The organism is Flavobacterium sp. PL002 (assembly GCF_054165825.1).
Genome location: NZ_CM135110.1, coordinates 447,049 through 469,504, shown reverse-complemented (window position 1 = coordinate 469,504; position 22,456 = coordinate 447,049). Strand labels below are relative to the sequence as shown.

Below are 22,456 nucleotides of genomic sequence, written 5' to 3'. Positions count from 1 at the left end.
AAATTATGAAACTCTTATTTTCTTTATCAATATTTTTATTCTCACTATCAATATTTGCTCAGGATTTAGTTTATAAACCTAAAAATCCAGCTTTTGGAGGTGATACCTTCAATTATCAGTGGATGATTAGTTCAGCAGAATCTCAAAATAAATTTAAAGATACAAGCACTCAAGCTACAGAGCTGACTGAATTAGAGCAGTTCACAAAGGATTTGAATTCACAGTTACTGAGTTCCGTTTCAAGGTCTTTATTCACACAACAATTTGGAACAGAAGGAATATCTGCTGGGAGTTACGTTTTTGGAAGCCTTTCTGTAGAGGTTTATCCTTCTTCGGGAGGATTAACAGTTGATATATTAGATACCAAAACGGGTGAGCAAACACAAGTAATCATACCAAATCAATAATATGAGATTATATAACTACTTTATCCTATTGCTATTTTTTATTATTTCTAGTTGCGGAGCTTACTATAATCAACCTACAGGAGTTGAAAAAGCGGTTATTGGCGAGAGTACACCTGCAACAACATTACTAAAAGAATTGCCTAAACCTAAAGAGCCTATTGTTGTAGGACTTTATAAATTTAGGGATCAAACAGGACAGTATAAGCCTTCTGAAAATGGAAGTAATTTTAGCACTGCGGTAACGCAAGGGGCTACTTCGATATTAATTAAAGCTCTAGAGGATTCAAAATGGTTTGTACCTATCGAAAGGGAAAATATAGGAAACCTTCTGCAAGAAAGAAATTTGATTCGCTCTACAAGACAAGAATATACAAAAGACGCTGATCCTAATGTACCGCAAATAACTCCTTTGCTTTATGCTGGAGTTTTGCTTGAAGGCGGAATTATTTCGTACGATACTAATATTATTACAGGAGGTTTTGGAGCAAGATATTTTGGTACGGGTGGTGCTATAAAATACAGGCAAGACCGAGTTACTATTTATCTAAGAATGGTTTCTACTGCCAATGGTAAAATTTTGAAATCAGTTTATATTTCAAAAACAATACTTTCACAAGCTATTGATCAGAGTCTTTTTAAATATGTGAGTTTTAAAAGATTATTAGAAGTCGAAACTGGATATACAACTAATGAACCCGTACAAATGGCAGTTACAGAGGCTATAGAAAAAGCAGTTGCTACTTTAGTTTTAGAAGGAATTAAGGAAGGAATTTGGGAAGCAGATGCCCCTAAACCTGAGATTGACTCTTTGCTTTTAAAATATGAAGAAGAAAATAAAGAAGCTGATGTAACGGCAATATATAATAGAGAATTAAAAGAGAGGAGATCGCGTTTCGCTATAGAAATTGCAGGAGGAGCAACGTTAATGGATGGAGATTATGAAAGTCCGTTAGTGCGACCTATGGGGCGTGGTGCTTTGAAATATTTTTTTTCACCTTCATTTAATTTGAGTGCTTCTACAAATGTTATAGAACTTGCTAATAAAAACCTTATAGATGTAGGATACGCAACGTTTGATCTTAATGCCGAATTTATTTTCTTGCCAAAAGACAAACTTACACCATATATTTTTGCAGGAGGAGGTTATGGAATGAATCGCAAATTCGAAAATCAACATGTAAAAGTGCAGTATGGAGGAGGTTTTGAATATATGGCTTCGGATAATATAGGAATTAAAATTTATGGAGAACATAATTTGAATTTTAGTGACAATATAGATTATATAAAAAGAGGAGTAAGAGATGATTTTTATTACAGATTTGGTTTGGGTTTAACTTATTATTTTCCAAATAAAAAGAATACAGTTTCTGGGAAATAAATAGAATATAATTCTCAAAAACATAGCCTTTTCAATAAACAATAATTAAAAATGATGAAAAATATTTATCTTAAAATTAGTTGCTTTCTTTTATTAATAATTTGCTCTTGTAGCGAGGAAAAATTTGCTGGTGAAGAATTTGGTGCTATAGAAGGTAAGGTGGTTAGCGCTGTAGATTTTCTGCCTATTGCTAATGTAAAGGTTTTTTCAAGTCCAAATTCTAGTATTGTTTTTACAAATGAAGAAGGCAAATTTTCAATTCCTAATATAAAAGTTGGTGATTATTCTTTTGAAGCACAAAAAGAAGGCTATTTGTCAAAATTTGAATCGGCTACTATCAATGTTGACAAAACAACTAATGTTGTATTCGAATTAAAATTATCAACAACAAATAATAAACCACCGGTTGCACCTGCGCTTGTTGCTCCACTAGATAATGTGAACAATCAGGCGTTAGAATTAGGTTTAAGTTGGACAGCAACTGATCCTGATAAAGATGTCTTAAAGTATGAAATTACACTAAGGAAAAGTAGCAGTGATGAAGTAATCGTATATTCGGATATTACAGATACAAGTTATACTCTAAAAGAACTGTCCTATAATACAAAGTACTATTGGCAAGTTTCAGCAACTGATGGAATAAATCCTCCAGTTTTAAGTGCAGTACAATCTTTTACGACACTTGCTTTTCCAAATACTCGTTTTCTATTTGTAAAGAAAATTAATGATAATAACGTTATTTATTCGGGTGATGATAATGGCAATAAACAACAACTAACTAGTTTAAGTTTGAACAGCTGGAGACCAAGGAAAAATAATCAAGCCAATAAAGTAGCATTTATTAGATCTAGCGGTGCTCAAAATCATATTTATACTATGAATCCAGATGGATCAGGGGTTTTAAAAATTACAAACTCGGTTCCTATTGCAGGTTTTAACTCTGAGTTGCTTAATTTTTCATGGAATACTTCGGGGAGTCAAATTATATATCCATCTTTTGATAAATTGTACCGTATTAATAAAGACGGTAGTGGTTTAACTAAGATTTACCAAACTACAAGCGGAAAATTTATATCAGAATGTGACTGGAGTAATGATGGAACTAAAATTGCTTTGAAAGTTAATGATGCAAGTGGTTATAATGTTGAAGTCTTTGTGATAAATACTTCAGGTGTTGTGGTTGATCAAGTACTTTCAAATTTTCTTGGAGCTGTAGGAGGTTTAAATTTTTCAGTAACGGGACAAAAAGTAATTTACACTAGAGATGTGTCAGGATATGAAAATGCTAATTACAGACAGTTAGATACTCGAGTGTTTCAATATGAATTCAGTAGCGGAGTAACAACTGAAATAGGAATAGAAAAACCTATAGGAACAGTAGATTTAGATGTGCGTTATTCTCCTAATGAAGCAGAATTAATTTTTATGAATACTTCAAATGATGGATTATCAACAAAAAATATTATCAAATTTACACCATCAGTCAATAGCTCAGGAGCTTCAAGGACTATATTATTTACAGATGCAAGTATGCCTGATTGGGAATAATAAATAAAAATTGTCAAGAATACCTAAAAGCACCTATTTAAACAGGTGCTTTTTATATTATATAGCACTTATTTATAGTATTAAACCCCAATTCTTACAGATAAGCAATGCTTAATAACCCAAAAAAAATATTTACCTTTGCCAAACAACCCAGTTGCTGATTAGCGACTTACACAACTATACTAAATGAGTTCAGATACTAGCAAACGATATGCACTTAGAGGTGTGTCGGCATCAAAAGAAGATGTGCATAATGCCATAAAAAACATTGACAAAGGATTGTTTCCTCAAGCCTTTTGTAAAATAGTTCCAGACTACCTTACCCAGGATGAGGATTACTGTCTTATTATGCATGCTGATGGTGCAGGTACAAAATCATCTTTAGCTTATATGTATTGGAAAGAAACAGGAGACGTTTCAGTATGGAAAGGAATTGCGCAAGATGCATTGATTATGAATATTGATGACTTATTGTGTGTAGGTGCTACAGATAATATTTTACTATCATCAACAATTGGTCGAAATAAAAACCTAATTACCGCTGAGGTTATTTCTGCCATTATCAATGGTACCGAGGAGTTAATAAAAGAATTAGATTCCTTTGGCGTAAGCATACATTCAACAGGAGGAGAAACAGCTGATGTAGGAGATATTGTTCGCACAATAATAGTAGACTCTACCGTTACTGCACGCATGAAACGTTCTAAAGTGATTGATAATGCTAACATTAAAGCAGGTGATGTTATTGTAGGTTTGGCCTCTTTTGGTCAAGCAACTTATGAGAAAAGCTATAATGGCGGAATGGGTAGTAACGGCTTAACATCGGCACGTCACGATGTTTTTGAGAAATATTTGGCTACTAAATACCCAGAAAGTTTTGATGCAGCTGTTCCTGAAGAATTAATTTATTCAGGTCAGGTAAAATTGACTGATGCCGTGCCTAATAGTCCTATTGATGCAGGTCAATTGGTACTTTCGCCTACTAGAACTTATGCGCCTATTATCAAGAAAATTTTAGATAAATATAACTCAGAATCAATTCACGGAATGGTGCATTGTAGTGGTGGAGCACAAACAAAAATTTTACATTTTGTAGAAAAGTTACACATCATAAAAGATAATTTATTTCCAGTCCCGCCTTTGTTTCAGTTAATTCAGGAGCAATCAAAAACTGATTGGAAAGAAATGTACCAAGTATTCAATTGCGGGCACCGTATGGAACTTTACGTACCAGAGCAGATTGCGCAGGATATTATCGCTATTTCAAAATCATTTAATGTTGATGCTCAAATCGTAGGAAGAGTCGCAGCAGCCGATGCTAAGAAATTAACGATAACAAGTGAATACGGTACTTTTGAATATTAATAACAGCTATATTTTTAGGAGCTAATCCCGTTATACGCTATATCTTTTTATCTTGAATATGTTTCAGAATCCTGAAAAATATTCAAGATAAAAAGGATGCCGCTACTACCGGGGCTAAAAAATAAAACCCATGTACGAATTACTTTTTTGGAAATACCTTGAAGGAGTTTATCTCAATCATCAAGAGGTTTATGAAGCATTAGAAGTCGAACCTACAATTGAAGGTTTAGAAGCACTACCTGTTCAAGTGATTTTAAATAGAATAGCTTCTGTTTTTTCTAAATGGGAAAAAGTAGATGATACGAGTTGGAAAAATACAGCTGGAGTAGGTGCATTTCATGTAAGAACTACACCGCAAAGTATACAGATTGATTGCTATGGAACTGAAGGCAAAACAATGGACAAATTGGTAGATATCATGGACGAATTTAAATGTCCTTTATACGATCCACAAGTTCCAGAACGATATGATGAAATGAGCGAATAGTTAGTTTTATTTATGTAGAAAGAGACATTAGGTGAATAAAGTAATTTATTCCTTTAGTGTCTCTTTTTTTCTTTAATGCTATTGATAAAAATGAGTATTATTGTAAAACTAAACAATATATAAAATGGATTTTAATTTCATGCAAAACACTATTCTTGAGGACGATGTGGTTATACTACGTCCGCTTCAAGAAACCGACTTTGATAATCTGCTTCCTTTTTCTATAAACGAACCTGATACGTGGTTTTATTCTTTAGTTAGAGCAAACGGTAAAGAAAATTTAACACAATATTTAAAATCAGCTGTACAAGGAAGAGACAATGAAAGTGAGTTTCCTTTTATTGTTTTTGATAAAAGAACAAATTCCTACGCAGGAAGCACGCGGTTTTATGAGATTAATTTTCAGTATAAAACATTGCTTTTAGGTTTTACTTGGTATGGCGAACAATTTAGAGGAACAGGTTTAAATAAACACTGTAAGTTTTATTACTACAATATGCTTTCGAGAGCTTAAATATGGAAAGAGTGGAGTTTAGAGCAGATAATAGTAATACTAGAAGTATTGCTGCAATGAAAAGCATTGGATGTGTAGTTGAAGGAGTGTTGCGCAATCACATGCCTACTCATGGTAGCGAAATAAGACGTGATAGTATTGTACTCAGTATTTTAAAAAAGGATTGGTTTGAGTCAGTAAAGCAAAAAATAAAAGCTTCATTAGTATAAGCATTTTAAAAAATCATTTATTTCAAAACTATATTTGTAGCACCATCATACAGTGATTATTTGATTAATTATATATCGTATTTGTGAAAAACTTTACGAACTTTGCAGTCGAGTAAATGACTCAGCTTTCAATAGAAAATACAATTGTATTTGGGGTGTTGAATAAAACCAAATTAGAAAAAAAAAGCAAAAGATGAAAATAAATTTAAAAAACGGAATAGATAAACTCATTTTCGGAATGAAGCAAAACGATGTAATTGCTGTTTATGGTAAGCCAGATAGAAATTATAAAGATGAAGATGATAATGTTATTTTTGCTTACAATGCACAAAAAATCCGATTAACATTTTATCAAGAAGAGGAGCTTAAGTTAGGTTACATGGTAGCATCAAGCCCTGATTTAGAATTATTCGATAATAAAGTTATTGGAAAACAAATCAAAGAAATTAAGAAAGAGCTGTCTAGAAAAGGTGTTGCTAAATTTACACAAGAAGAGTTTGATACTTTTGAAAATTATTTTAATGAAGACAACTGGTTTATTTTACAAACTGAATTTGATGAGGTTGTGAAATTCGAAATTGGTGCCATCATCAATGATAAAGATCAATTTGACTGGAAATTCAGTAAAAAATAATTAAAGTTATACTAATTCTAGTACAACTTAATTCTTATCAAATCATGAGCAGTCGAAATGCACTAATGGTTTTCGACTCCGTTCAAACTTAAAATTAGAATGTTCTATAAATAGTAAGGTATTAAAAACATTAATCAGCTTACTACTAAATAATTAGTAACAAGAAACCCGATATGTAAAGATACATATCGGGTTTTTTATATAGTAGTAAAAGATAGTTATTGTTTAGGAGCGGGTTGTTTATCAAATAGCTCTAACTCAAAAATCAAATCTGCATTAGGGGGAATTACACCTCCAGCGCCTCTTTCTCCATATGCTAATTTAGCAGGAATAAAAGCGATTAATTTATCTCCGTAGGACATTAAGCTTAATGCTTCTATAAAACCAGGGATCATGCCTTCCTTACGTCCAGCTTGAAAAGGGAAAGCATTGTAACCGTTTAATGCGGCTCTTTTTTCGTCAAACTTTCCGTAAGTTTTGTTTACATCTTCATAACTACTGTCAAATAAGTTTCCGTCTTCAAAGTAACCTGCGTAATGAAAGTAAAAAGTACTTCCGTCTACTGGTTTAACTCCTGTTCCTTTTTGGATGATTTTATATGTCAACCCTGAATCAGTTGTTGTCGCGCTAGTTTTAGTAGTAGTAAAGTAAGCTAACTTTGCCGCAACTACAGGAGCGAATTTTTCCTTATAAGCTTTTTCTTTTTCAAGTTCAAGTGCTGCTTCTTTCTTTTGTTTTTCTTGTTCTAATACCGCTTCTTTTTTTGCGTCTTCTGCTTTATTATTAAAGTAAGTTTCAAAAACTTTAGGAGCATCAAATTTTCTAGCAAGAGAACCTTTGCGCGTAATGGTAACTTTAGTCATTACATCATTTTGCAAAATTTTATTAACAACATCCATTCCGCTTATAACATGACCAAAAATAGTATGGCGATTGTCTAGCCATGGCGTGTCTTTGTGCGTAATGAAAAATTGACTGGAGTTACTTGCAGGTCCTGAATTTGCCATAGCAAGAATTCCACCTTTATCGAATTTTAAATCAGTAAATTCGTCTTTAAAAGCATATCCTGATCCACCGGTTCCGTTTCCTTGAGGATCTCCAGTTTGAATCATAAAGTCGTTAATAACACGATGAAATTTTAAACCATCATAAAACGGTTTGTTTTTTAATTTAGCATCAGTAACAAAAATGTTTTTTCCTTCGGCTAAAGAGATGAAGTTAGCTACAGTAATAGGTGCTTTTTGATATTCTAAAACAAGTAGAATATCTCCTTTATTAGTAGAAATTGTTGCAAAAATACCATCAGCATCTTTCTCGTTTTTTACAACTGAATTAGCAGCTGCTTTACCTGTAGCTACTTTTTTTGTAACCTGTGCTTGCATATTTACTATTGCTAAAAATACAAGACCTAATAATCTTAATTTCATTATTATGAGTTTAAAAATAATTAATTATAATTTATTGTGGAGTCACTTCCATCAATTCTATTTCAAATATAATATTAGCATTAGGCGGAATAACATCTCCAGCGCCACCAGCACCGTAAGCTAAATGTGCAGGAATAAATAATATTGCTTTTTCGCCATAAGATAATTTCTCTAATCCTTCAATAAAACCAGGGATCATACCTTCTTTACGTCCCGCTTGAAAAGCAATTGGTTGGTATCCATTTTGAGCAGCTCTATTTTGATCAAATTTCCCAAAAGTTCTCGCTACATTTTCAATACTACTATCAAAAAGTTGGCCATCTTCTAGGAATCCAGCATAATGAATGAATACTTGTGTTCCTTTGGTTGGTTTTTTATTAGCTGTTTTTTTAGTAATTACATATTGAAGACCCGTAGAAGTTTTTGAAACTTTACTTTTTAAAGCAGTAAAATACTTTACTTTGTCTTCACGAACGTCTTTATATTTCTCGTCGTAAACTTTTTTATTTTCTGCATCAGCAGCTAATTTTTTCTTTTGATTTTCTGATTCAACAGAGAAGTAATCGTAAAACGTTTTTACAGCATTGAATTTTTTTGCCGCCTCACCATTTCTGATAATTGTTACTTTATTGATGTAGTCATTTTGTTGAATTTTATTAACTACTTCCATACCTTTTTCTACAACATGACCAAAGATAGTGTGCTTGCCATCTAACCAAGGTGTTGAAACATGTGTAATGAAAAACTGACTGCTGTTTGTTTCAGGACCGTTATTAGCCATAGCTAGAACGCCACCTTTATCAAATCTTAAGTCAGAGAATTCATCTTTAAACTTATAACCTCCATCACCAGATCCCGTTCCAAGAGGGTCACCAGATTGTATCATGAAATCGTTAATAACACGGTGAAATTTTAAACCATCAAAAAAGGGCTTTCCTTTAAGATTGTTATTGGTAACAAAGTCATTTTTACCTTCAGCAAGAGTAACAAAGTTAGCCACAGTAATAGGTGCTCTTTTATAATCTAAAGCAACAATGATTTCTCCTTTACTAGTTTCTAATTTTGCATAAAGACCATCAGGAAGGTTGCTGTTATTATCTTTACAAGAAGATAAACTAACGATTGCGAGTAATACAAATAGGATTCTTTTTTTCATATCTAAAAAAATGTTAACTTATTTTAAAGTGTCTTTGGGTTGGTTTGTAGTAGGTTTTTTTGGTGTAACTGTAGGTTTTATTGTTATTTCATTAATATTTTTTTTAACTGAAGGAGTAGCTGTATTAGGAGCAATAACCGTTTTTTCTACTGTTTTTTTCTTAGCACTAGCTTCGGGTTTGAAATCGTTTAAAGTTACAGTGACTATTAATGGTTGATTTGTTCCTATTTTTTTATCATCACCGTGATAACCATATCCCATGTGAGAAGGGAATAAAAAGTTTACTTTCTCAGTTTTATGCATTAATTTAATAGCGTCTCTTAATCCCATCATTATTTCTTGCTTGTCAACATAATAAGTTTGTGGTCTTAATTCAAGATCAGAATAAATAACATTGCCATGTAAGTCTTTTATCTCGTAATCAAAATAAGCTACATCACCTTTCTTTGGTGTTAATGTATCTAATGTGTTTTTGGTATCGTAAGAATACCAATATCCTTTTGCTGATGATAAATAAGTTACTTGAGGATTATTTTTTATTACCTCTTTTATCAAATCCTCCTCTGAAGCAACCAACTTTTTATTTCTTATGATTGATTTTTTCATAAAAGCTCCTGAAGAATGTGAGATAGGTCTTCTTGCTTCCTGATGTTGTTTACAGCTAGATACGATGAGTACTAAAAGTATTGTAATTGCAATTGATGATTTAAATTTCATGTACTATATTGTTAGTTGTGCTACTAAATTTTCAAATTTAACAATAGTTTCTTCCATAGAAACTTCTGATCTTCCGCCTGCAGCATTGCGATGTCCGCCACCATTAAAATGATCTCTTGCGAATTGATTTACATCAAAATCTCCTTGTGAACGGAACGATATTTTGATTATTTTTTCATCGGTATTTTCAATGAAAATTGCTGTAAAAACAATTCCTTTTATACTCAAACCATAATTTACAATTCCTTCAGTATCTCCTTTTACATATTCAAAAGAATTTAATTCTTCTTGAGTAAGTGTCGTGTATGAAGTATTATGATGGGCAAGGACTTTCATGTTTTGAAGTGCTCGTCCCAATAATTGTAATCTTTGATAGGAACTATTCTCAAACAGTAAATTTGGGATTTTAGTATTTTCAACACCTAAATCTATTAATTCAGCTACAATGCGATGGGTATTACCAGTTGTTCCTGGAAAACGAAAAGAGCCAGAGTCAGTAAGGATTCCTGTGTAAATACAAGTACCAATAGTTTTATCAATAGCGTTTTTTTTATCTAAAAAATTAATGAAGTTATATAGCATTTCACAGGTTGATCCAAAACCAGTGTCCGAATAAGTGTAAGCCGCATAATCATCAGGTTTTTGATGATGATCAATCATAATGTATGTTGATTTTAACTCGGTTAATACTTTCTCCATTTCGTTACCTACGCGGTGAAAAGCATTAAAGTCAAGAGTAAAAATTAAATCAGCTTCTTGCAATATTTTAGTGCAGTTTTCTTTATCTTTTTCAAATATTTTAACTGTTTCTGAACCTGGTAACCAAGCCAAGAAATCTGGAAATTCATTAGGAGCAATCACAACTGCTTCGTGATTGTATTTTAATAAAAAGTGGTATAATCCTAAGGTTGACCCCATGGCATCGCCATCAGGGCTTCTGTGAGGGATGATAACAATTTTTTTTGGTGTTGCCAGTAGCAACGCGATAGCTTCAATGTCTTGTATTTTCATAGTGTGCGAAATTACATTTTTTTAATGTAAAGTTGGAATTCATTTGTAAATAAAACCCTTTTTTTAGCGTTAAAAAAGGTCTAATTTTTTTCTTTTAATTTTTTCGTATAAATGGTATTTAGCGCCTTTAACTATCTGAGCATGGTAAATACCTACAGATCCAGAGGACAAATAGGCAATAAAACAAGCGGTTCCTATGTAGATACCTGATTGAATCCCGAATAGTTCGAGTCCCATAACTGTGCAGGCAATAGGAGTGTGTGTGGCTCCAGAAAAAACTGCTACAAACCCCATTCCAGCTAATAATGCAATAGGCAACGGAATAAATAATGACAAGGCGCTTCCTAATGTGGCTCCAATGAAAAACAGCGGCGTGACCTCGCCACCCTTAAATCCTGCGCCCAAAGTAAACCCTGTAAAAAGAATTTTTAGTAAAAAATCATAATAGTTGCTTGGAGTAGAAAAAGACTCAACAATCATAGGTACTCCGAGTCCAATATATTTTGTAGTTCCTATAAAGTAAATAATAAGCGCTAAAACGGCCCCTCCTATAAAAGGTCGTAATGGTGCATATTTTATTTTTTTAGTGAATAATGCACCCCAATAATGCGTACTTCGTGAAAATAACATTGCAGCTAAACCAAATAGGATACTTACTGGAATAATCCAAAGAAGTATTTCAAAATTAAAATCAGGTACATTAGGAATAGCATAATGTGTGTGCTTTACCTGCCAAATGTCGACGGTGTAATAAGCAAAATAGGCAACTATAAAAGATAGAATAGTACTTTTAAGAGTGATTTTGCTAAAATACACTACTTCTAAGGCAAAAATTGCACCTGCTAAAGGTGTTCCAAATACTGAAGCAAAACCAGCACTAATTCCTAATATGATAATTGTTTTTCTTTCGGATCCGTCTAGTTTAAAAAGAGATGTGAATTGGTCTGCTATTGCGCCTCCCATTTGTACAGCAGTTCCTTCTCGACCTGCTGAACCTCCAAAAAGATGTGTTGCAATCGTTCCAAAAAGCACTAAAGGTGCCATTATAAAAGGAATTTTTGCTTTTGGCTTATCGTATTCTTCTAAGAGTAAATTATTGCCTCTTATAGCAACTGCTCCATAATAATAGTAGCTCAAGCCTATCAGTAAACCAGCTATTGGCAGCAGCCAAATAATCCAAATAGTATTGGCTCTAATTGTTGCCGCCCACTCAAGCGAAACAAGTAAAAAAGCGGATGCTGATCCTGAGAAAAAGCCTATCAATGCACAAATAAGTAGCCATTTAAAGACTGATAAAAGGGTGTTTTTTATTTTAAGTAAATTCATTTGTTAGTTTACAAGAATTGTAATCTTGTTATTTTAAAGGAGTATTTACAATCCTTTATATTATTTTTATGCTATTACTGCCGTGAATTCTATTTCTACAAGATATTCGGGTGCAATTAATTTACTTACTTCGTAAAAACCTGTTGTAGGTTTGATGTCTTTAAAGTAGACAGAATGCGCTTTGGCGACAGCCTCAAAACTAGTAATATCTGTTGTGAAGATTCTTGTTCTAATGACATCTTTCATGCTTACGTTTAAATCTTCAAGAACTACAGCTACTCGTTCCATGATATTTAAAGTTTGTGCATAGGCATCAGTAGCTTTTACTTTGTCATTGTCAACAATAGCAACTGTTCCAGAAACTTCTACAATGTTGCCAATCCTTACAGCACGGCAATAACCCATTTTGTCTTCCCAGGGTGATCCAGTAAGTATGTTTTCTCTTTTCATTGTGTTTTATTTTAGCTTATTTTAAAGCAAATTGATTCAAAAACAATTTTGGTATATTTTTTGCAATTTAGGAAAAAAACAACAACGATTTGTTATTCTGCGGGTTGATTTAATAGCATTATTTAGCTTGACTTTACAATCAGGGAATAATAATCACTAAAAAAGACTGTTATAATAGTAAGTTAAATTATATGTGGATTTGTTGATATATAATTTTGGTTTTTTATTTTTAAAAAAAAAATAGTTCAATACCATTCAATATAAAGCATCATGAAAAGAATACTTTTTTTAATTCTACTAATAGGTACAACCGCAATGGGGTATTCTCAGAACGAGTTTAGCAGTAAATTTAAAGCTATTCCACCAGTTGATAATGGTTATAAGGCTAAAAAAACGATTCCGCCAACTAATGAACCTCCGGTTATTGTAGCGCCCAATGTTTTTAAAAAACCAGATCCTTTTACACCGCCAAGTACTAATTTTCAAATAGGAAAACCCGCTCAAATGACGATGACTCCTAAAAACGATTTTGTAAATCCAGGCGATGCTATTGTTGAGAAATTAAATAAGAAAGAAGATAATCCAGAAGCTATTGTTTATAGAAAGAATCAAAATCTTGGTGATTTTAAAACAAATTCAACAACGGCAAAAGTATTGTATCGTGATGCTGCGTATGTTGATGGGGATCAAATTAGAGTATATCTAAATGACAAAGTGATTCAGTACCAAGTGAATCTTGATAGTGAGTTTAAAGGTTTTGAGATTGAATTACAAAAAGGGTTCAATAAAATTGACTTTGAAGCTTTAAATCAAGGAAGCTCAGGGCCTAATACCGCTGAATTTAAGGTTTATGATGACAAAGGAGGATTAATATCTGCTAGTCAATGGAACCTAGGTACTGGATTTAAAGCGACAATAATTTTAGTTAAAGAGTAATTGTTAATTAAAAAGGATCAGCAGTAACTCTAAAATTCATGTCAGCTTTTATAGTTACGTCTTTAGTAACGGTTTCTTTTAAAACTGCTTCTGTGCGAATTTTATAACTTGAAGCTTTGATGTATTTGTCAAGTTTAGCCTCAGTAGAAATTAATTGTATAGTATTATCAGTAGTATTTATATTGTCTAAATAAGCCAATTCAATTTCGTCATTTGCATCTGTAGATATGTACAAATGAACTGATTTTAAAAAGCTAAAACTTTTATCAGATGGATCTGTTATAGTAAGAATTAAGTCTTTAAGTTTAACTTCTTTTACTAAGTTAGCTTTTGTTTTATTGTTTTCAAATTCACTACTTGAATTGGTTGTAATATCAGGAGTGCTAATTTCAAAAGGTGTTCCTAGAGGTAGGTTACTGTCAATTTGTATGCTAGTACTGTTAGAGATTGTAAAGGTTAACAGTTTGTCTACAATGCTACATGAAATTACAAATAAGGGTAAAAGGAGAGTTATTGCGTAATTTTTTATTTTCATAATATGATTTTGAGCTGTTTAAGCAATTGTTAATAAAAATTTTTATTTTACAAAAGTAGTCTTTTTAATAATAGTGCTTAAGTCGTGTTGCTAAATTAGTATTAGAACTTGTTAGCGGTTTTGTTTTTTGTAATGAATTTCAGTTGTTTAACACTTGTTTTTTACTTAAAACCTTGTGTTGGAAAAAAAATTCAATTTTTTCAAAATTCAATTTTCCAATTCAAAATATAAAAAGTATTTTTGCGCATGCAACACAACGTACTTATTTTAGATTTCGGATCGCAATACACTCAGCTTATTGCGCGTAGAGTTCGCGAATTAAATATATTCTGCGAAATTTTCCCTTATAATCACATACCTAGTGATTTATCCAGTTATAAAGCCGTAATTCTTGGTGGAAGCCCCTTTTCTGTTCGTGGAGAAGATGCTCCCCATCCTGATTTATCTCAAATTAGAGGAAAATTGCCTTTACTAGCGGTTTGTTATGGCGCACAATACTTAGCTCACTTTAGCGGTGGAGAAGTAGCGGCATCAAATACTAGAGAATATGGTAGAGCTAATTTGTCTTTTATTAAAGAAGACGAGATATTCTTTGAAAATGTTTCAGTGAATAGTCAAGTTTGGATGAGTCACAGTGATAGTATAAAAGCTTTGCCTACTAATGGGGTAAAACTAGCGAGTACTCATGATGTAGAATTTGCTGCTTATAAAATAGAAGGCGAAACTACTTATGCGATTCAATACCACCCAGAGGTTTTTCACACCACAGATGGTTCAAAAATGTTAGAGAATTTCTTGGTGAAAATTGCCGAAGTTCCACAAACATTTACACCAAATGCTTTTGTTGAAGAAATGGTTGCTGAGTTAAAAGAGAAAGTAGGAAACGATAAAGTTGTTTTAGGACTTTCTGGTGGAGTAGATTCTACTGTAGCAGCAGTTTTATTACATCAAGCTATTGGTGAAAACTTGTATTGTGTTTTTGTAAATAATGGTTTGCTTCGTAAAAACGAATATCAAAGTGTGCTAGATCAGTACAAGGGAATGGGCTTAAACGTTAAAGGAGTAGATGCGGGAGATCGTTTTTTATCTGAATTAGCGGGAGTAAGTGATCCTGAAACAAAACGTAAAATTATAGGAAGAGTTTTTATCGAAGTTTTTGATGATGAATCACATCTTATAGAAGACGTAAAGTGGTTAGCTCAAGGAACGATATATCCGGATGTTATTGAGTCGGTTTCTGTAAAAGGACCGTCAGCAACTATAAAATCACATCATAATGTAGGTGGTTTGCCTGATTACATGAAATTAAAAATTGTAGAACCTCTTCGCATGCTTTTTAAAGATGAAGTACGTAGAGTAGGGGCTTCATTAGGAATTGATCCTGAACTATTAGGAAGACATCCTTTTCCAGGTCCAGGATTATCAATTCGTATTTTAGGAGATATCACTCCAGAAAAAGTGCAAATTTTACAAGATGTAGATGCTGTGTTTATTGATGGATTAAAATCTTGGGGATTGTATGATAAAGTTTGGCAAGCAGGAGCAATATTACTTCCTGTAAATAGTGTAGGGGTAATGGGGGATGAGCGTACTTATGAAAAAGTGGTTGCGCTACGTGCGGTAGAATCTACTGACGGAATGACGGCTGACTGGGTGCACTTACCTTATGAGTTTTTAATGAAAATCTCAAATGACATTATAAATAAAGTAAAAGGAGTAAATAGAGTAGTATATGACATTAGCTCTAAACCACCAGCGACTATTGAATGGGAATAATAAATTTTTAGTTATATATAAGGTTTTTTGATCTCGAATTTCCTTAATTTTATAAACGGTATCAAGTTTTTGGAATAAAATTTGATACCGTTTTCTTATCTTTGACTTAATAATTTTTAAATAAATAAAATGAAATATTTTTTTGCTACTTGTGCTACATTTTTGTTTTTTGCCGGAACTGTTTTCTCGCAAAACAAAACCTTAACTCATAAAGTAGAGAAAGGGGAGACAATCAATCAAATTGCACAGAAATATCAAATTACACCGTTTGATATTTATCAATTAAATCCAGATGCACAAAGCGGACTAAAATTGAATACGGTTTTGTTGATCCCTAATAAAAAAGAGGCTGGTGTAAGTGTGCAAAAGGTGAAAACTGTTCCTTCTTCTGGATCAATAACACATATGGTTATTGCTAAGGAAACACTATACGGGATCGAAAAACAATATAAAATTTCTGATGCCGACTTGAAAAAAGCAAATCCAGATATTGAAATTGATGGATTGAAAATAGGAATGCTTTTGACTATTCCTTCAAAACATCCTACTAAAGCTGCTGTTAAAAAAGTAGAAAAAGAGACTACGAAACAAGAACAAGCGGTATATCATGATGTATTACCTAAGGAAACTAAGTATTCTATAGCGCGACAATATGGAGTTACAATTCAACAAATTGAACAGCGCAACCCTGAGGTTGTAGATAACTTACCTATTGGATATAAATTATTAATCAAAGGCAATCCTTCACAAACTATAAATGAAGTTAAGGCTGTAGCAAAAGAGGAAATTACAGATTTAAAAAATGCCGCTATTGCAAAAGATACTGTAGTTAGTTATATCGCATATGAAGTTCAGCCAAAAGAAACACTTTATAGTCTTTCAAAAATGTTTGATATTTCGCAAGAAGAGTTAATAAAGCTAAATCCAGAATTAAATAATGGAGTTGATATTGGTATGCTTTTAAAAGTACCTTCAAAAATTGCTGCCGTTATTCAAGAAAAAAAGGAATATGTTTCCTTAAGTAAAAATATTGCTGAAGGGAAGCGTAAAAAAATGGTGTTATTACTACCTTTTAATGTTTCAAAAATTGAAGGAGATACCGTAAATTCAGCTTACAGTAGATTGAAAAAAGATAAGTTTTTAAACATGACTCTTGATTTTTATGCGGGTGCATTAATTGCCATTGATTCAGCTAAAACATTAGGTCTTCCTATTGATGTAGAAATTTATGATTCTCAAGAAAGTAAAAACAGCTCTAATGTTGCGGCTGTAATTAGAGATAATAAATTACAAAATGCTAATGCTATCGTAGGGCCTTTTTATCAAAGTAATGCCGAAGTAGCTGCTCAAGCAGTAGCATTGAATAATGTCCCAGTTATATCGCCACTTTCTAAAGATGTAGGTAACGCTTATGCAAATTTATATCAAGCGGTACCTTCAAATGAAGTTGTTAAGGGGACAATGTTTGACTATATGCGTGCTCAAAACGGAAATATAATGGCTGTTGTTGATAAAAAGAAAGAATCTATTCTTAAATATCTAAGAGAATATCAAAAAAATGTTCCTCTAGTGGCTTTTAAAGAGGACGGTAGTGTGTCTGCAGAAAGTTTAAAAGGAATGTTGGTGAAAGACCGTATGAATTATGTTGTCATGGAGACAGCTAATACTTGGATGATTAAAACAACAATTGCTGCTATGATAAGTGCAATGCCTGCTTATCAAGTACAATTAGTGATTTTAGAGCCTAATGAAACACTGGATTTTGAAGAGATAAAATTCTCAAACTTAACGAAGTTAAAGCTGATGTATCCTTCGGTAATTCGCGACTGCGTTACTCCTGAAGCTGCTATTTTTGATAAAAAATTTAAAAGCGCAAATAATATTTATCCTAGTGATTATGCTACTCGTGGTTTTGACGTTACCTTTGATACAATGATGCGATTGGTTCAAAATGTAAAATTTGAGCAAACTGTAAAAGTTGCTGCAACTGAATTAGTAGAAAATAAGTTTGAATATTATAAAAAAGAAGATGGTGGATACACTAATAAAGGGGTGTTTATCATGTATTATGACACGGACTTAATTATAAAAGAAGCTAAATAATGACTTCAAAAGTAACTTATTTAGGTGGTTTAAGAACATCATCAATTCACGTTTCATCAGGAAGTGAAATAATGTCAGACGCTCCTTTAGATAACAATGGAAAAGGCGAAGCTTTCTCACCTACTGACACTGTAGCGAATGCATTAGCAAGTTGTATGATGACTATCATGGGAATAAAAGCAGGTGATTTATCGGTTGAGATGGCTGGTACTACTGCTGAAGTAACTAAAATAATGAACGCTGAGCCTAGAAGAATAGGAGCTATTGAAATTATTTTTAATTTGGTTGGAACCAATGATCCAAAAAATAGAGCAATTCTTGAAAGAGCCGCTTTGACCTGTCCTGTTTTTTTAAGTTTACATCTAGATATCGAAAAGCGAATTTCTTTCAACTGGAAATAATATGAATTAACAACAAGAATTGAGAAACAAGAAGTAGTGACTTTATTGTTTGTTGATTCTTGTTTTTTATAAATAACAATGGATCAAAATCAAAAGGAATTAATAAAATTAGCACATACAAAAATGCCCTTCGGTAAATACGAGGGGCGTTTTCTTATAGATTTACCAGAGTATTATGTCGTGTGGTACCATAATAAAGGATTTCCTAATGGTGTTTTAGGAGATCAATTGCGATTAATCTATGAGTTGAAGTTAAACGGATTAGAAGAATTGATTCGGAATATTAAAAAAAGATATCCCAAAGGGCTTTAGTGAAAGTAAATAATTGCTATTTACCTCAAAACTTGTTCGTTAATCAATTGACAATTTTCTAAATTATCTCTTTTTTAAATTAGCATATTCTCAATTTATAATCGTATTTTTGCCAAGTTTTTTACACAACTACAATACAAACAACAACATAATGAATCAAACAAAATATATCTTTGTTACCGGTGGTGTGACTTCTTCTTTAGGGAAGGGGATTATAGCAGCATCTTTAGCAAAATTATTACAAGCAAGAGGGTACAGGACGACAATTCAAAAATTCGATCCTTATTTAAACGTTGATCCAGGAACATTAAATCCTTATGAACACGGGGAGTGTTATGTGACTGATGACGGTGCTGAGACTGATTTAGATTTAGGTCATTATGAGCGTTTTTTAAATGTACCTACTTCTCAAGCTAACAATGTAACTACAGGAAGAATTTATCTTTCGGTTATTGAAAAAGAGCGTAGAGGAGAATTTCTAGGTAAAACGGTACAGGTAGTTCCTCACATCACTAATGAAATTAAAGACAGAATGCAATTACTTGGTAAATCAGGTGATTATGACATTGTGATTACTGAGATTGGTGGGACTGTAGGAGATATTGAGTCATTACCATATATTGAATCTGTTCGTCAATTAGTTTGGGATATGGGTGAAAATAATGCTATTGTTATTCATTTAACATTAGTGCCTTATTTAGCTGCTGCGGGTGAGTTAAAAACAAAACCTACACAACATTCTGTGAAAACTTTAATGGAAAGCGGAATTAAAGCTGATATTTTAGTTTGTAGAACAGAGCACGAAATTTCAGATGAAATTCGTAATAAATTGGCTTTGTTTTGTAATGTAAAAAGAGAGGCTGTAATTCAATCTATTGATGCAGATACAATTTATGAAGTACCTAATTTAATGCTTGAAGAAGGATTAGACTTAGTGGCTTTAAAGAAATTAGACTTGCCTAAAAAATCAGCTCCAGATTTAAAAACTTGGAATACTTTTTTGAAAAGATTAAAAAATCCTAAACATACTGTAAATATTGGTTTGATTGGGAAATATGTAGAAATGCAAGATTGTTACAAGTCAATTTTAGAGGCTTTTATTCATGCAGGAGCTACTAATGAAACTAAAGTAAATGTTATTTCAATACATTCAGAACATATTGATGCTTCAAATGTAGCTGAAAAATTAAAAGATCTAGACGCTGTTCTTGTTGCGCCGGGTTTTGGTGAAAGAGGTATAGAAGGTAAGATTGAAGCCGTGCGTTATGCACGTGAGAATAAAATGCCATTCTTCGGGATTTGTTTGGGAATGCAAATGGCAGTGATTGAATATTCAAGAAATGTTCTAGGTTATGCTGACGCAAATTCTACTGAGATGAATGAAGCGACTAAGCATCCAGTTGTAAACTTAATGGAAGAACAAAAAACAATTACTGATAAAGGTGGGACCATGCGTCTTGGTGCTTGGAAATGTAATATTAGGCCAGATACGTTAGCTTATAAAATCTATGGTAAAACGGATATTACAGAGCGTCACCGTCACCGTTATGAGTTTAATAGCGCTTACGCAGATGAATTACAAAAAGCAGGTTTAATTGCTTCTGGAGTGAATCCTGACACAGGTTTAGTAGAGATTGTAGAGATTGAAGATCATCCTTTCTTTATAGGAGTACAGTACCACCCAGAATATAAAAGTACAGTAGCAAATCCGCATCCTATTTTTGTGAATTTTGTTGCAGCAGCTGTAAAAGCTAAGAAAAAATAATTTTAGAATACGCATATATAGTAATGCCTAATTGAGCTTGTTATCAAGCCAGGCTATAAATAATAATTGAATATAATGGAACAAAAAAAGTTTGACCCTAATTCGTTAATTGGTTTTGTATTGATTTTTGGTATATTGATTTGGATGATGTACAATAACCAACCAACTGATGCGGAAGTAGCAGCAGAAAAAACCAAAAAAGAATTGGTAGTTAAAGAGGATGCTAAAGCAAATAATGTAAAAACTACCGAAAAAGCTGCAGTTGTAGCCGTAGGAGATACATTGCAAATAGCTCAACTACAAAAATCATTAGGTAGTTTTGCCTATTCAGCAGCACTTCCATCCGCTAAAGAAGGTTTTACAACTATTGAGAATAAGTTGGTTACTTTAAAAATCGCTAATAAAGGGGGGTACATTGTTGAGGCTACTTTAAAAAATTTCGAAAGATTTAAAAAAGGATCTGGAGAATTAGTAAAACTTGTTAAAGATAATAATGCGAGTTTAAACATTCAATTGTTTACTAGTGACAATCATACTTTAAATACTAAAGACCTTTATTTTGAACCTACATTGACAAAAAATGGTGAAGACCAAATTTTATCAATGCGTTTAAAAGCTGGAGCAAACCAATACTTAGAATATAAATATGTGCTTAAAGCAGATGATTATATGCTAGATTTTGATATTCAGTCGCAAGGATTGAGTAAAGTTTTGAATACTTCTAAACCATTAAATTTAGAGTGGGATTTAAAAACGTATACGAATGAAAAAAGTATTACGTATGAAAACCGTTATTCTGAGTTGTATTATGAGCATGAAGATGGAAAAAGTAACTATTTAGGATTAGGTAGTCAAGAAGATGATATTGTTAAGGACGTATCTTATGTAGCCTACAAGCAACACTTTTTCACTTCTATCTTATTGTCAGCTACACCTTTCGAGCAAGCAGAGTTACACTCGACTAATTTAGTTAAGGATGATAAAGTAGATACTACTTTTACAAAGCAATTTAAAGCGGTTGTTCCTTTAGCTTTTAAAAATGGGGAAATTGACCAAAGAATGAATTGGTTCTACGGACCAACGGACTATAAGTTATTAAAAACGTACGATAGAAATTTAGAGGATATTGTTGCTTTAGGTTGGGGTATTTTCGGTTGGATTAACCGTCATGCTTTTATTCCTATGTATAGTTTTTTAAGTATGTTTATTTCTCACGGTTGGGCAATTGTTATTTTTACTATTTTAGTAAAATTAGTTATGTCGCCTATTACGTATAAATCGTTTTTGTCTCAAGCAAAAATGAAAGTTTTACGACCTGAAATTGCTGAGTTAGGGGAAAAGTTCAAAAAAGACCCAATGAAAAAACAGCAAGAAACAATGAAGCTGTATAATAAAGCAGGTGTGAACCCAATGGCGGGTTGTGTCCCAGGTTTATTACAAATGCCAGTGTTTTACGCTTTGTTTCAATTCTTCCCTTCAGCTATAGGTTTAAGGCAACAAGGGTTTTTATGGGCAGATGATTTATCTTCATTTGATTCTGTTTACCAATTGCCTTTTCATATTCCAGGGTACGGAGATCACATAAGTTTATTTCCTATTTTAGCTTCTATTGCTATTTTCTTTTACATGAAAATGACTACAGGAGATCAACAAATGGCTGCGCCTCAACAAGAAGGTATGCCAGATATGGCTAAAATGATGAAAATCATGATTTATGTTTCGCCATTGATGATGTTAATTTTCTTCAATGGATATGCATCTGGTTTGAGTTTGTATTATTTTGTATCTAACTCAATTACTATTGGTATTATGCTTGTAATTAAAAACTACATTATTGATAGTGATAAAATTCACGCTCAAATTCAAGAAAATAAATTAAAAGAGCCTAAGAAACAAGGTAAGTTCCAGAGAAAATTACAAGAAGTAATGGAACAACAAGAAGCGGTAAAAGCGCAACAAAAAAAGAAATAGTTATTATTTTAAACATAAAAAAAGCTTC

General features: G+C 32.6%; 22 protein-coding genes. 15 read left to right on the top strand and 7 right to left on the bottom strand.

Features of this window, described 5'->3' with window-relative positions; translation table 11 throughout:
- The first annotated feature begins 5 nt into the window (after positions 1-5).
- The 8 genes from ACVEGE_RS01970 (at position 6) to ACVEGE_RS01935 (ending at position 6,542) form a co-directional block, all read left to right on the top strand.
- Positions 6-407 (top strand): curli production assembly/transport component CsgF, encoded by a 402-nt coding sequence (locus tag ACVEGE_RS01970; protein ID WP_173854100.1) that lies wholly within the window; start codon positions 6-8, stop codon positions 405-407.
- 1 nt (position 408) lies between these two features.
- Complete coding sequence (locus tag ACVEGE_RS01965) at positions 409-1,785, top strand: CsgG/HfaB family protein (protein WP_192500131.1); 1,377 nt, start codon at positions 409-411, stop codon at positions 1,783-1,785.
- A gap of 51 nt (positions 1,786-1,836) precedes the next feature.
- Positions 1,837-3,333: a carboxypeptidase regulatory-like domain-containing protein gene (locus ACVEGE_RS01960; protein WP_225738069.1), complete on the top strand. Its 1,497-nt coding sequence runs from the start codon at positions 1,837-1,839 to the stop codon at positions 3,331-3,333.
- A 186-nt stretch (positions 3,334-3,519) separates the two neighbouring features.
- Positions 3,520-4,698: an AIR synthase related protein gene (locus tag ACVEGE_RS01955; RefSeq protein ID WP_173854098.1), complete on the top strand. Its 1,179-nt coding sequence runs from the start codon at positions 3,520-3,522 to the stop codon at positions 4,696-4,698.
- A 130-nt stretch (positions 4,699-4,828) separates the two neighbouring features.
- Complete coding sequence (locus ACVEGE_RS01950) at positions 4,829-5,185, top strand: hypothetical protein (protein WP_173856343.1); 357 nt, start codon at positions 4,829-4,831, stop codon at positions 5,183-5,185.
- Between the two features lie 124 nt (positions 5,186-5,309).
- Entirely contained in the window at positions 5,310-5,699 is a 390-nt protein-coding gene (locus ACVEGE_RS01945; RefSeq protein ID WP_370566949.1) for a GNAT family N-acetyltransferase, read from the top strand.
- A 2-nt stretch (positions 5,700-5,701) separates the two neighbouring features.
- The gene (locus tag ACVEGE_RS01940; protein WP_370566948.1) at positions 5,702-5,908 is read left to right on the top strand and encodes a GNAT family N-acetyltransferase; all 207 of its coding nucleotides are present in this window, start codon (positions 5,702-5,704) and stop codon (positions 5,906-5,908) included.
- 193 nt (positions 5,909-6,101) lie between these two features.
- Positions 6,102-6,542, top strand: a complete 441-nt coding sequence (locus tag ACVEGE_RS01935; RefSeq protein ID WP_173854095.1) for a hypothetical protein — start codon at positions 6,102-6,104, stop codon at positions 6,540-6,542.
- Between the two features lie 218 nt (positions 6,543-6,760).
- On the opposite strand, the gene ACVEGE_RS01930 is transcribed toward ACVEGE_RS01935, so the two are convergent.
- The 6 genes from ACVEGE_RS01930 to ACVEGE_RS01905 all read right to left on the bottom strand — a co-directional run bounded on the left by ACVEGE_RS01930 (position 6,761) and on the right by ACVEGE_RS01905 (position 12,629).
- Positions 6,761-7,969, bottom strand: a complete 1,209-nt coding sequence (locus ACVEGE_RS01930; RefSeq protein ID WP_192500130.1) for a peptidylprolyl isomerase — start codon at positions 7,967-7,969, stop codon at positions 6,761-6,763.
- A 31-nt stretch (positions 7,970-8,000) separates the two neighbouring features.
- Positions 8,001-9,125 carry a peptidylprolyl isomerase gene (locus ACVEGE_RS01925; protein WP_173856346.1) on the bottom strand — a complete coding sequence of 375 codons (1,125 nt, stop codon included), beginning with the start codon at positions 9,123-9,125 and terminating at the stop codon, positions 8,001-8,003.
- 18 nt (positions 9,126-9,143) lie between these two features.
- A complete protein-coding gene (gldI, locus tag ACVEGE_RS01920; protein WP_192500129.1) occupies positions 9,144-9,842 on the bottom strand; it encodes a gliding motility-associated peptidyl-prolyl isomerase GldI in 699 nt (232 codons plus the stop codon).
- A 3-nt stretch (positions 9,843-9,845) separates the two neighbouring features.
- Complete coding sequence (locus ACVEGE_RS01915) at positions 9,846-10,853, bottom strand: DHH family phosphoesterase (protein ID WP_192500128.1); 1,008 nt, start codon at positions 10,851-10,853, stop codon at positions 9,846-9,848.
- Positions 10,854-10,922: 69 nt separating this feature from the next.
- A complete protein-coding gene (locus ACVEGE_RS01910; protein ID WP_192500127.1) occupies positions 10,923-12,179 on the bottom strand; it encodes a chloride channel protein in 1,257 nt (418 codons plus the stop codon).
- A gap of 66 nt (positions 12,180-12,245) precedes the next feature.
- Entirely contained in the window at positions 12,246-12,629 is a 384-nt protein-coding gene (locus ACVEGE_RS01905) for a RidA family protein (protein WP_173854089.1), read from the bottom strand.
- A gap of 270 nt (positions 12,630-12,899) precedes the next feature.
- Here ACVEGE_RS01905 and ACVEGE_RS01900 point away from each other — a divergent pair, with 270 nt between their 5' ends.
- Positions 12,900-13,565, top strand: coding sequence for a hypothetical protein (locus ACVEGE_RS01900; RefSeq protein ID WP_173854088.1), 666 nt, complete (start codon positions 12,900-12,902; stop codon positions 13,563-13,565).
- A 7-nt stretch (positions 13,566-13,572) separates the two neighbouring features.
- Here ACVEGE_RS01900 and ACVEGE_RS01895 read toward each other — a convergent pair whose 3' ends face one another.
- On the bottom strand, positions 13,573-14,100 hold the full coding sequence (locus ACVEGE_RS01895; protein ID WP_192500126.1) for a hypothetical protein: 528 nt from the start codon (positions 14,098-14,100) through the stop codon (positions 13,573-13,575).
- Between the two features lie 246 nt (positions 14,101-14,346).
- Between ACVEGE_RS01895 and guaA the strand changes: the two genes are divergently transcribed.
- The 6 genes from guaA (at position 14,347) to yidC (ending at position 22,428) form a co-directional block, all read left to right on the top strand.
- On the top strand, positions 14,347-15,876 hold the full coding sequence (gene guaA / locus ACVEGE_RS01890) for a glutamine-hydrolyzing GMP synthase (protein WP_173854086.1): 1,530 nt from the start codon (positions 14,347-14,349) through the stop codon (positions 15,874-15,876).
- Between the two features lie 129 nt (positions 15,877-16,005).
- On the top strand, positions 16,006-17,979 hold the full coding sequence (locus ACVEGE_RS01885; RefSeq protein WP_192500125.1) for a PBP1 and LysM peptidoglycan-binding domain-containing protein: 1,974 nt from the start codon (positions 16,006-16,008) through the stop codon (positions 17,977-17,979).
- Positions 17,979-18,380 (top strand): OsmC family protein, encoded by a 402-nt coding sequence (locus ACVEGE_RS01880; RefSeq protein ID WP_192500124.1) that lies wholly within the window; start codon positions 17,979-17,981, stop codon positions 18,378-18,380. Before ACVEGE_RS01885 ends, ACVEGE_RS01880 begins: the two co-directional genes overlap by 1 nt.
- 78 nt (positions 18,381-18,458) lie before the next feature.
- Complete coding sequence (locus ACVEGE_RS01875) at positions 18,459-18,692, top strand: DUF3820 family protein (protein ID WP_173854083.1); 234 nt, start codon at positions 18,459-18,461, stop codon at positions 18,690-18,692.
- Positions 18,693-18,843: 151 nt separating this feature from the next.
- Positions 18,844-20,457 carry a CTP synthase gene (locus tag ACVEGE_RS01870; RefSeq protein WP_192500123.1) on the top strand — a complete coding sequence of 538 codons (1,614 nt, stop codon included), beginning with the start codon at positions 18,844-18,846 and terminating at the stop codon, positions 20,455-20,457.
- Between the two features lie 75 nt (positions 20,458-20,532).
- Complete coding sequence (yidC, locus tag ACVEGE_RS01865; RefSeq protein WP_192500122.1) at positions 20,533-22,428, top strand: membrane protein insertase YidC; 1,896 nt, start codon at positions 20,533-20,535, stop codon at positions 22,426-22,428.
- Positions 22,429-22,456: the final 28 nt, after the last annotated feature.

Excerpts from the sequence above, each read along its gene's own strand:
- ACVEGE_RS01970 (WP_173854100.1), top strand. The coding sequence starts at position 6 with ATGAAACTCTTATTTTCTTTATCAATATTTTTATTCTCACTATCAATA.
- ACVEGE_RS01965 (WP_192500131.1), top strand. The coding sequence starts at position 409 with ATGAGATTATATAACTACTTTATCCTATTGCTATTTTTTATTATTTCT.
- ACVEGE_RS01960 (WP_225738069.1), top strand. The coding sequence starts at position 1,837 with ATGATGAAAAATATTTATCTTAAAATTAGTTGCTTTCTTTTATTAATA.
- ACVEGE_RS01955 (WP_173854098.1), top strand. The coding sequence starts at position 3,520 with ATGAGTTCAGATACTAGCAAACGATATGCACTTAGAGGTGTGTCGGCA.
- ACVEGE_RS01950 (WP_173856343.1), top strand. The coding sequence starts at position 4,829 with ATGTACGAATTACTTTTTTGGAAATACCTTGAAGGAGTTTATCTCAAT.
- ACVEGE_RS01945 (WP_370566949.1), top strand. The coding sequence starts at position 5,310 with ATGGATTTTAATTTCATGCAAAACACTATTCTTGAGGACGATGTGGTT.
- ACVEGE_RS01940 (WP_370566948.1), top strand. The coding sequence starts at position 5,702 with ATGGAAAGAGTGGAGTTTAGAGCAGATAATAGTAATACTAGAAGTATT.
- ACVEGE_RS01935 (WP_173854095.1), top strand. The coding sequence starts at position 6,102 with ATGAAAATAAATTTAAAAAACGGAATAGATAAACTCATTTTCGGAATG.
- ACVEGE_RS01930 (WP_192500130.1), bottom strand. The coding sequence starts at position 7,969 with ATGAAATTAAGATTATTAGGTCTTGTATTTTTAGCAATAGTAAATATG.
- ACVEGE_RS01925 (WP_173856346.1), bottom strand. The coding sequence starts at position 9,125 with ATGAAAAAAAGAATCCTATTTGTATTACTCGCAATCGTTAGTTTATCT.
- gldI (WP_192500129.1), bottom strand. The coding sequence starts at position 9,842 with ATGAAATTTAAATCATCAATTGCAATTACAATACTTTTAGTACTCATC.
- ACVEGE_RS01915 (WP_192500128.1), bottom strand. The coding sequence starts at position 10,853 with ATGAAAATACAAGACATTGAAGCTATCGCGTTGCTACTGGCAACACCA.
- ACVEGE_RS01910 (WP_192500127.1), bottom strand. The coding sequence starts at position 12,179 with ATGAATTTACTTAAAATAAAAAACACCCTTTTATCAGTCTTTAAATGG.
- ACVEGE_RS01905 (WP_173854089.1), bottom strand. The coding sequence starts at position 12,629 with ATGAAAAGAGAAAACATACTTACTGGATCACCCTGGGAAGACAAAATG.
- ACVEGE_RS01900 (WP_173854088.1), top strand. The coding sequence starts at position 12,900 with ATGAAAAGAATACTTTTTTTAATTCTACTAATAGGTACAACCGCAATG.
- ACVEGE_RS01895 (WP_192500126.1), bottom strand. The coding sequence starts at position 14,100 with ATGAAAATAAAAAATTACGCAATAACTCTCCTTTTACCCTTATTTGTA.
- guaA (WP_173854086.1), top strand. The coding sequence starts at position 14,347 with ATGCAACACAACGTACTTATTTTAGATTTCGGATCGCAATACACTCAG.
- ACVEGE_RS01885 (WP_192500125.1), top strand. The coding sequence starts at position 16,006 with ATGAAATATTTTTTTGCTACTTGTGCTACATTTTTGTTTTTTGCCGGA.
- ACVEGE_RS01880 (WP_192500124.1), top strand. The coding sequence starts at position 17,979 with ATGACTTCAAAAGTAACTTATTTAGGTGGTTTAAGAACATCATCAATT.
- ACVEGE_RS01875 (WP_173854083.1), top strand. The coding sequence starts at position 18,459 with ATGGATCAAAATCAAAAGGAATTAATAAAATTAGCACATACAAAAATG.
- ACVEGE_RS01870 (WP_192500123.1), top strand. The coding sequence starts at position 18,844 with ATGAATCAAACAAAATATATCTTTGTTACCGGTGGTGTGACTTCTTCT.
- yidC (WP_192500122.1), top strand. The coding sequence starts at position 20,533 with ATGGAACAAAAAAAGTTTGACCCTAATTCGTTAATTGGTTTTGTATTG.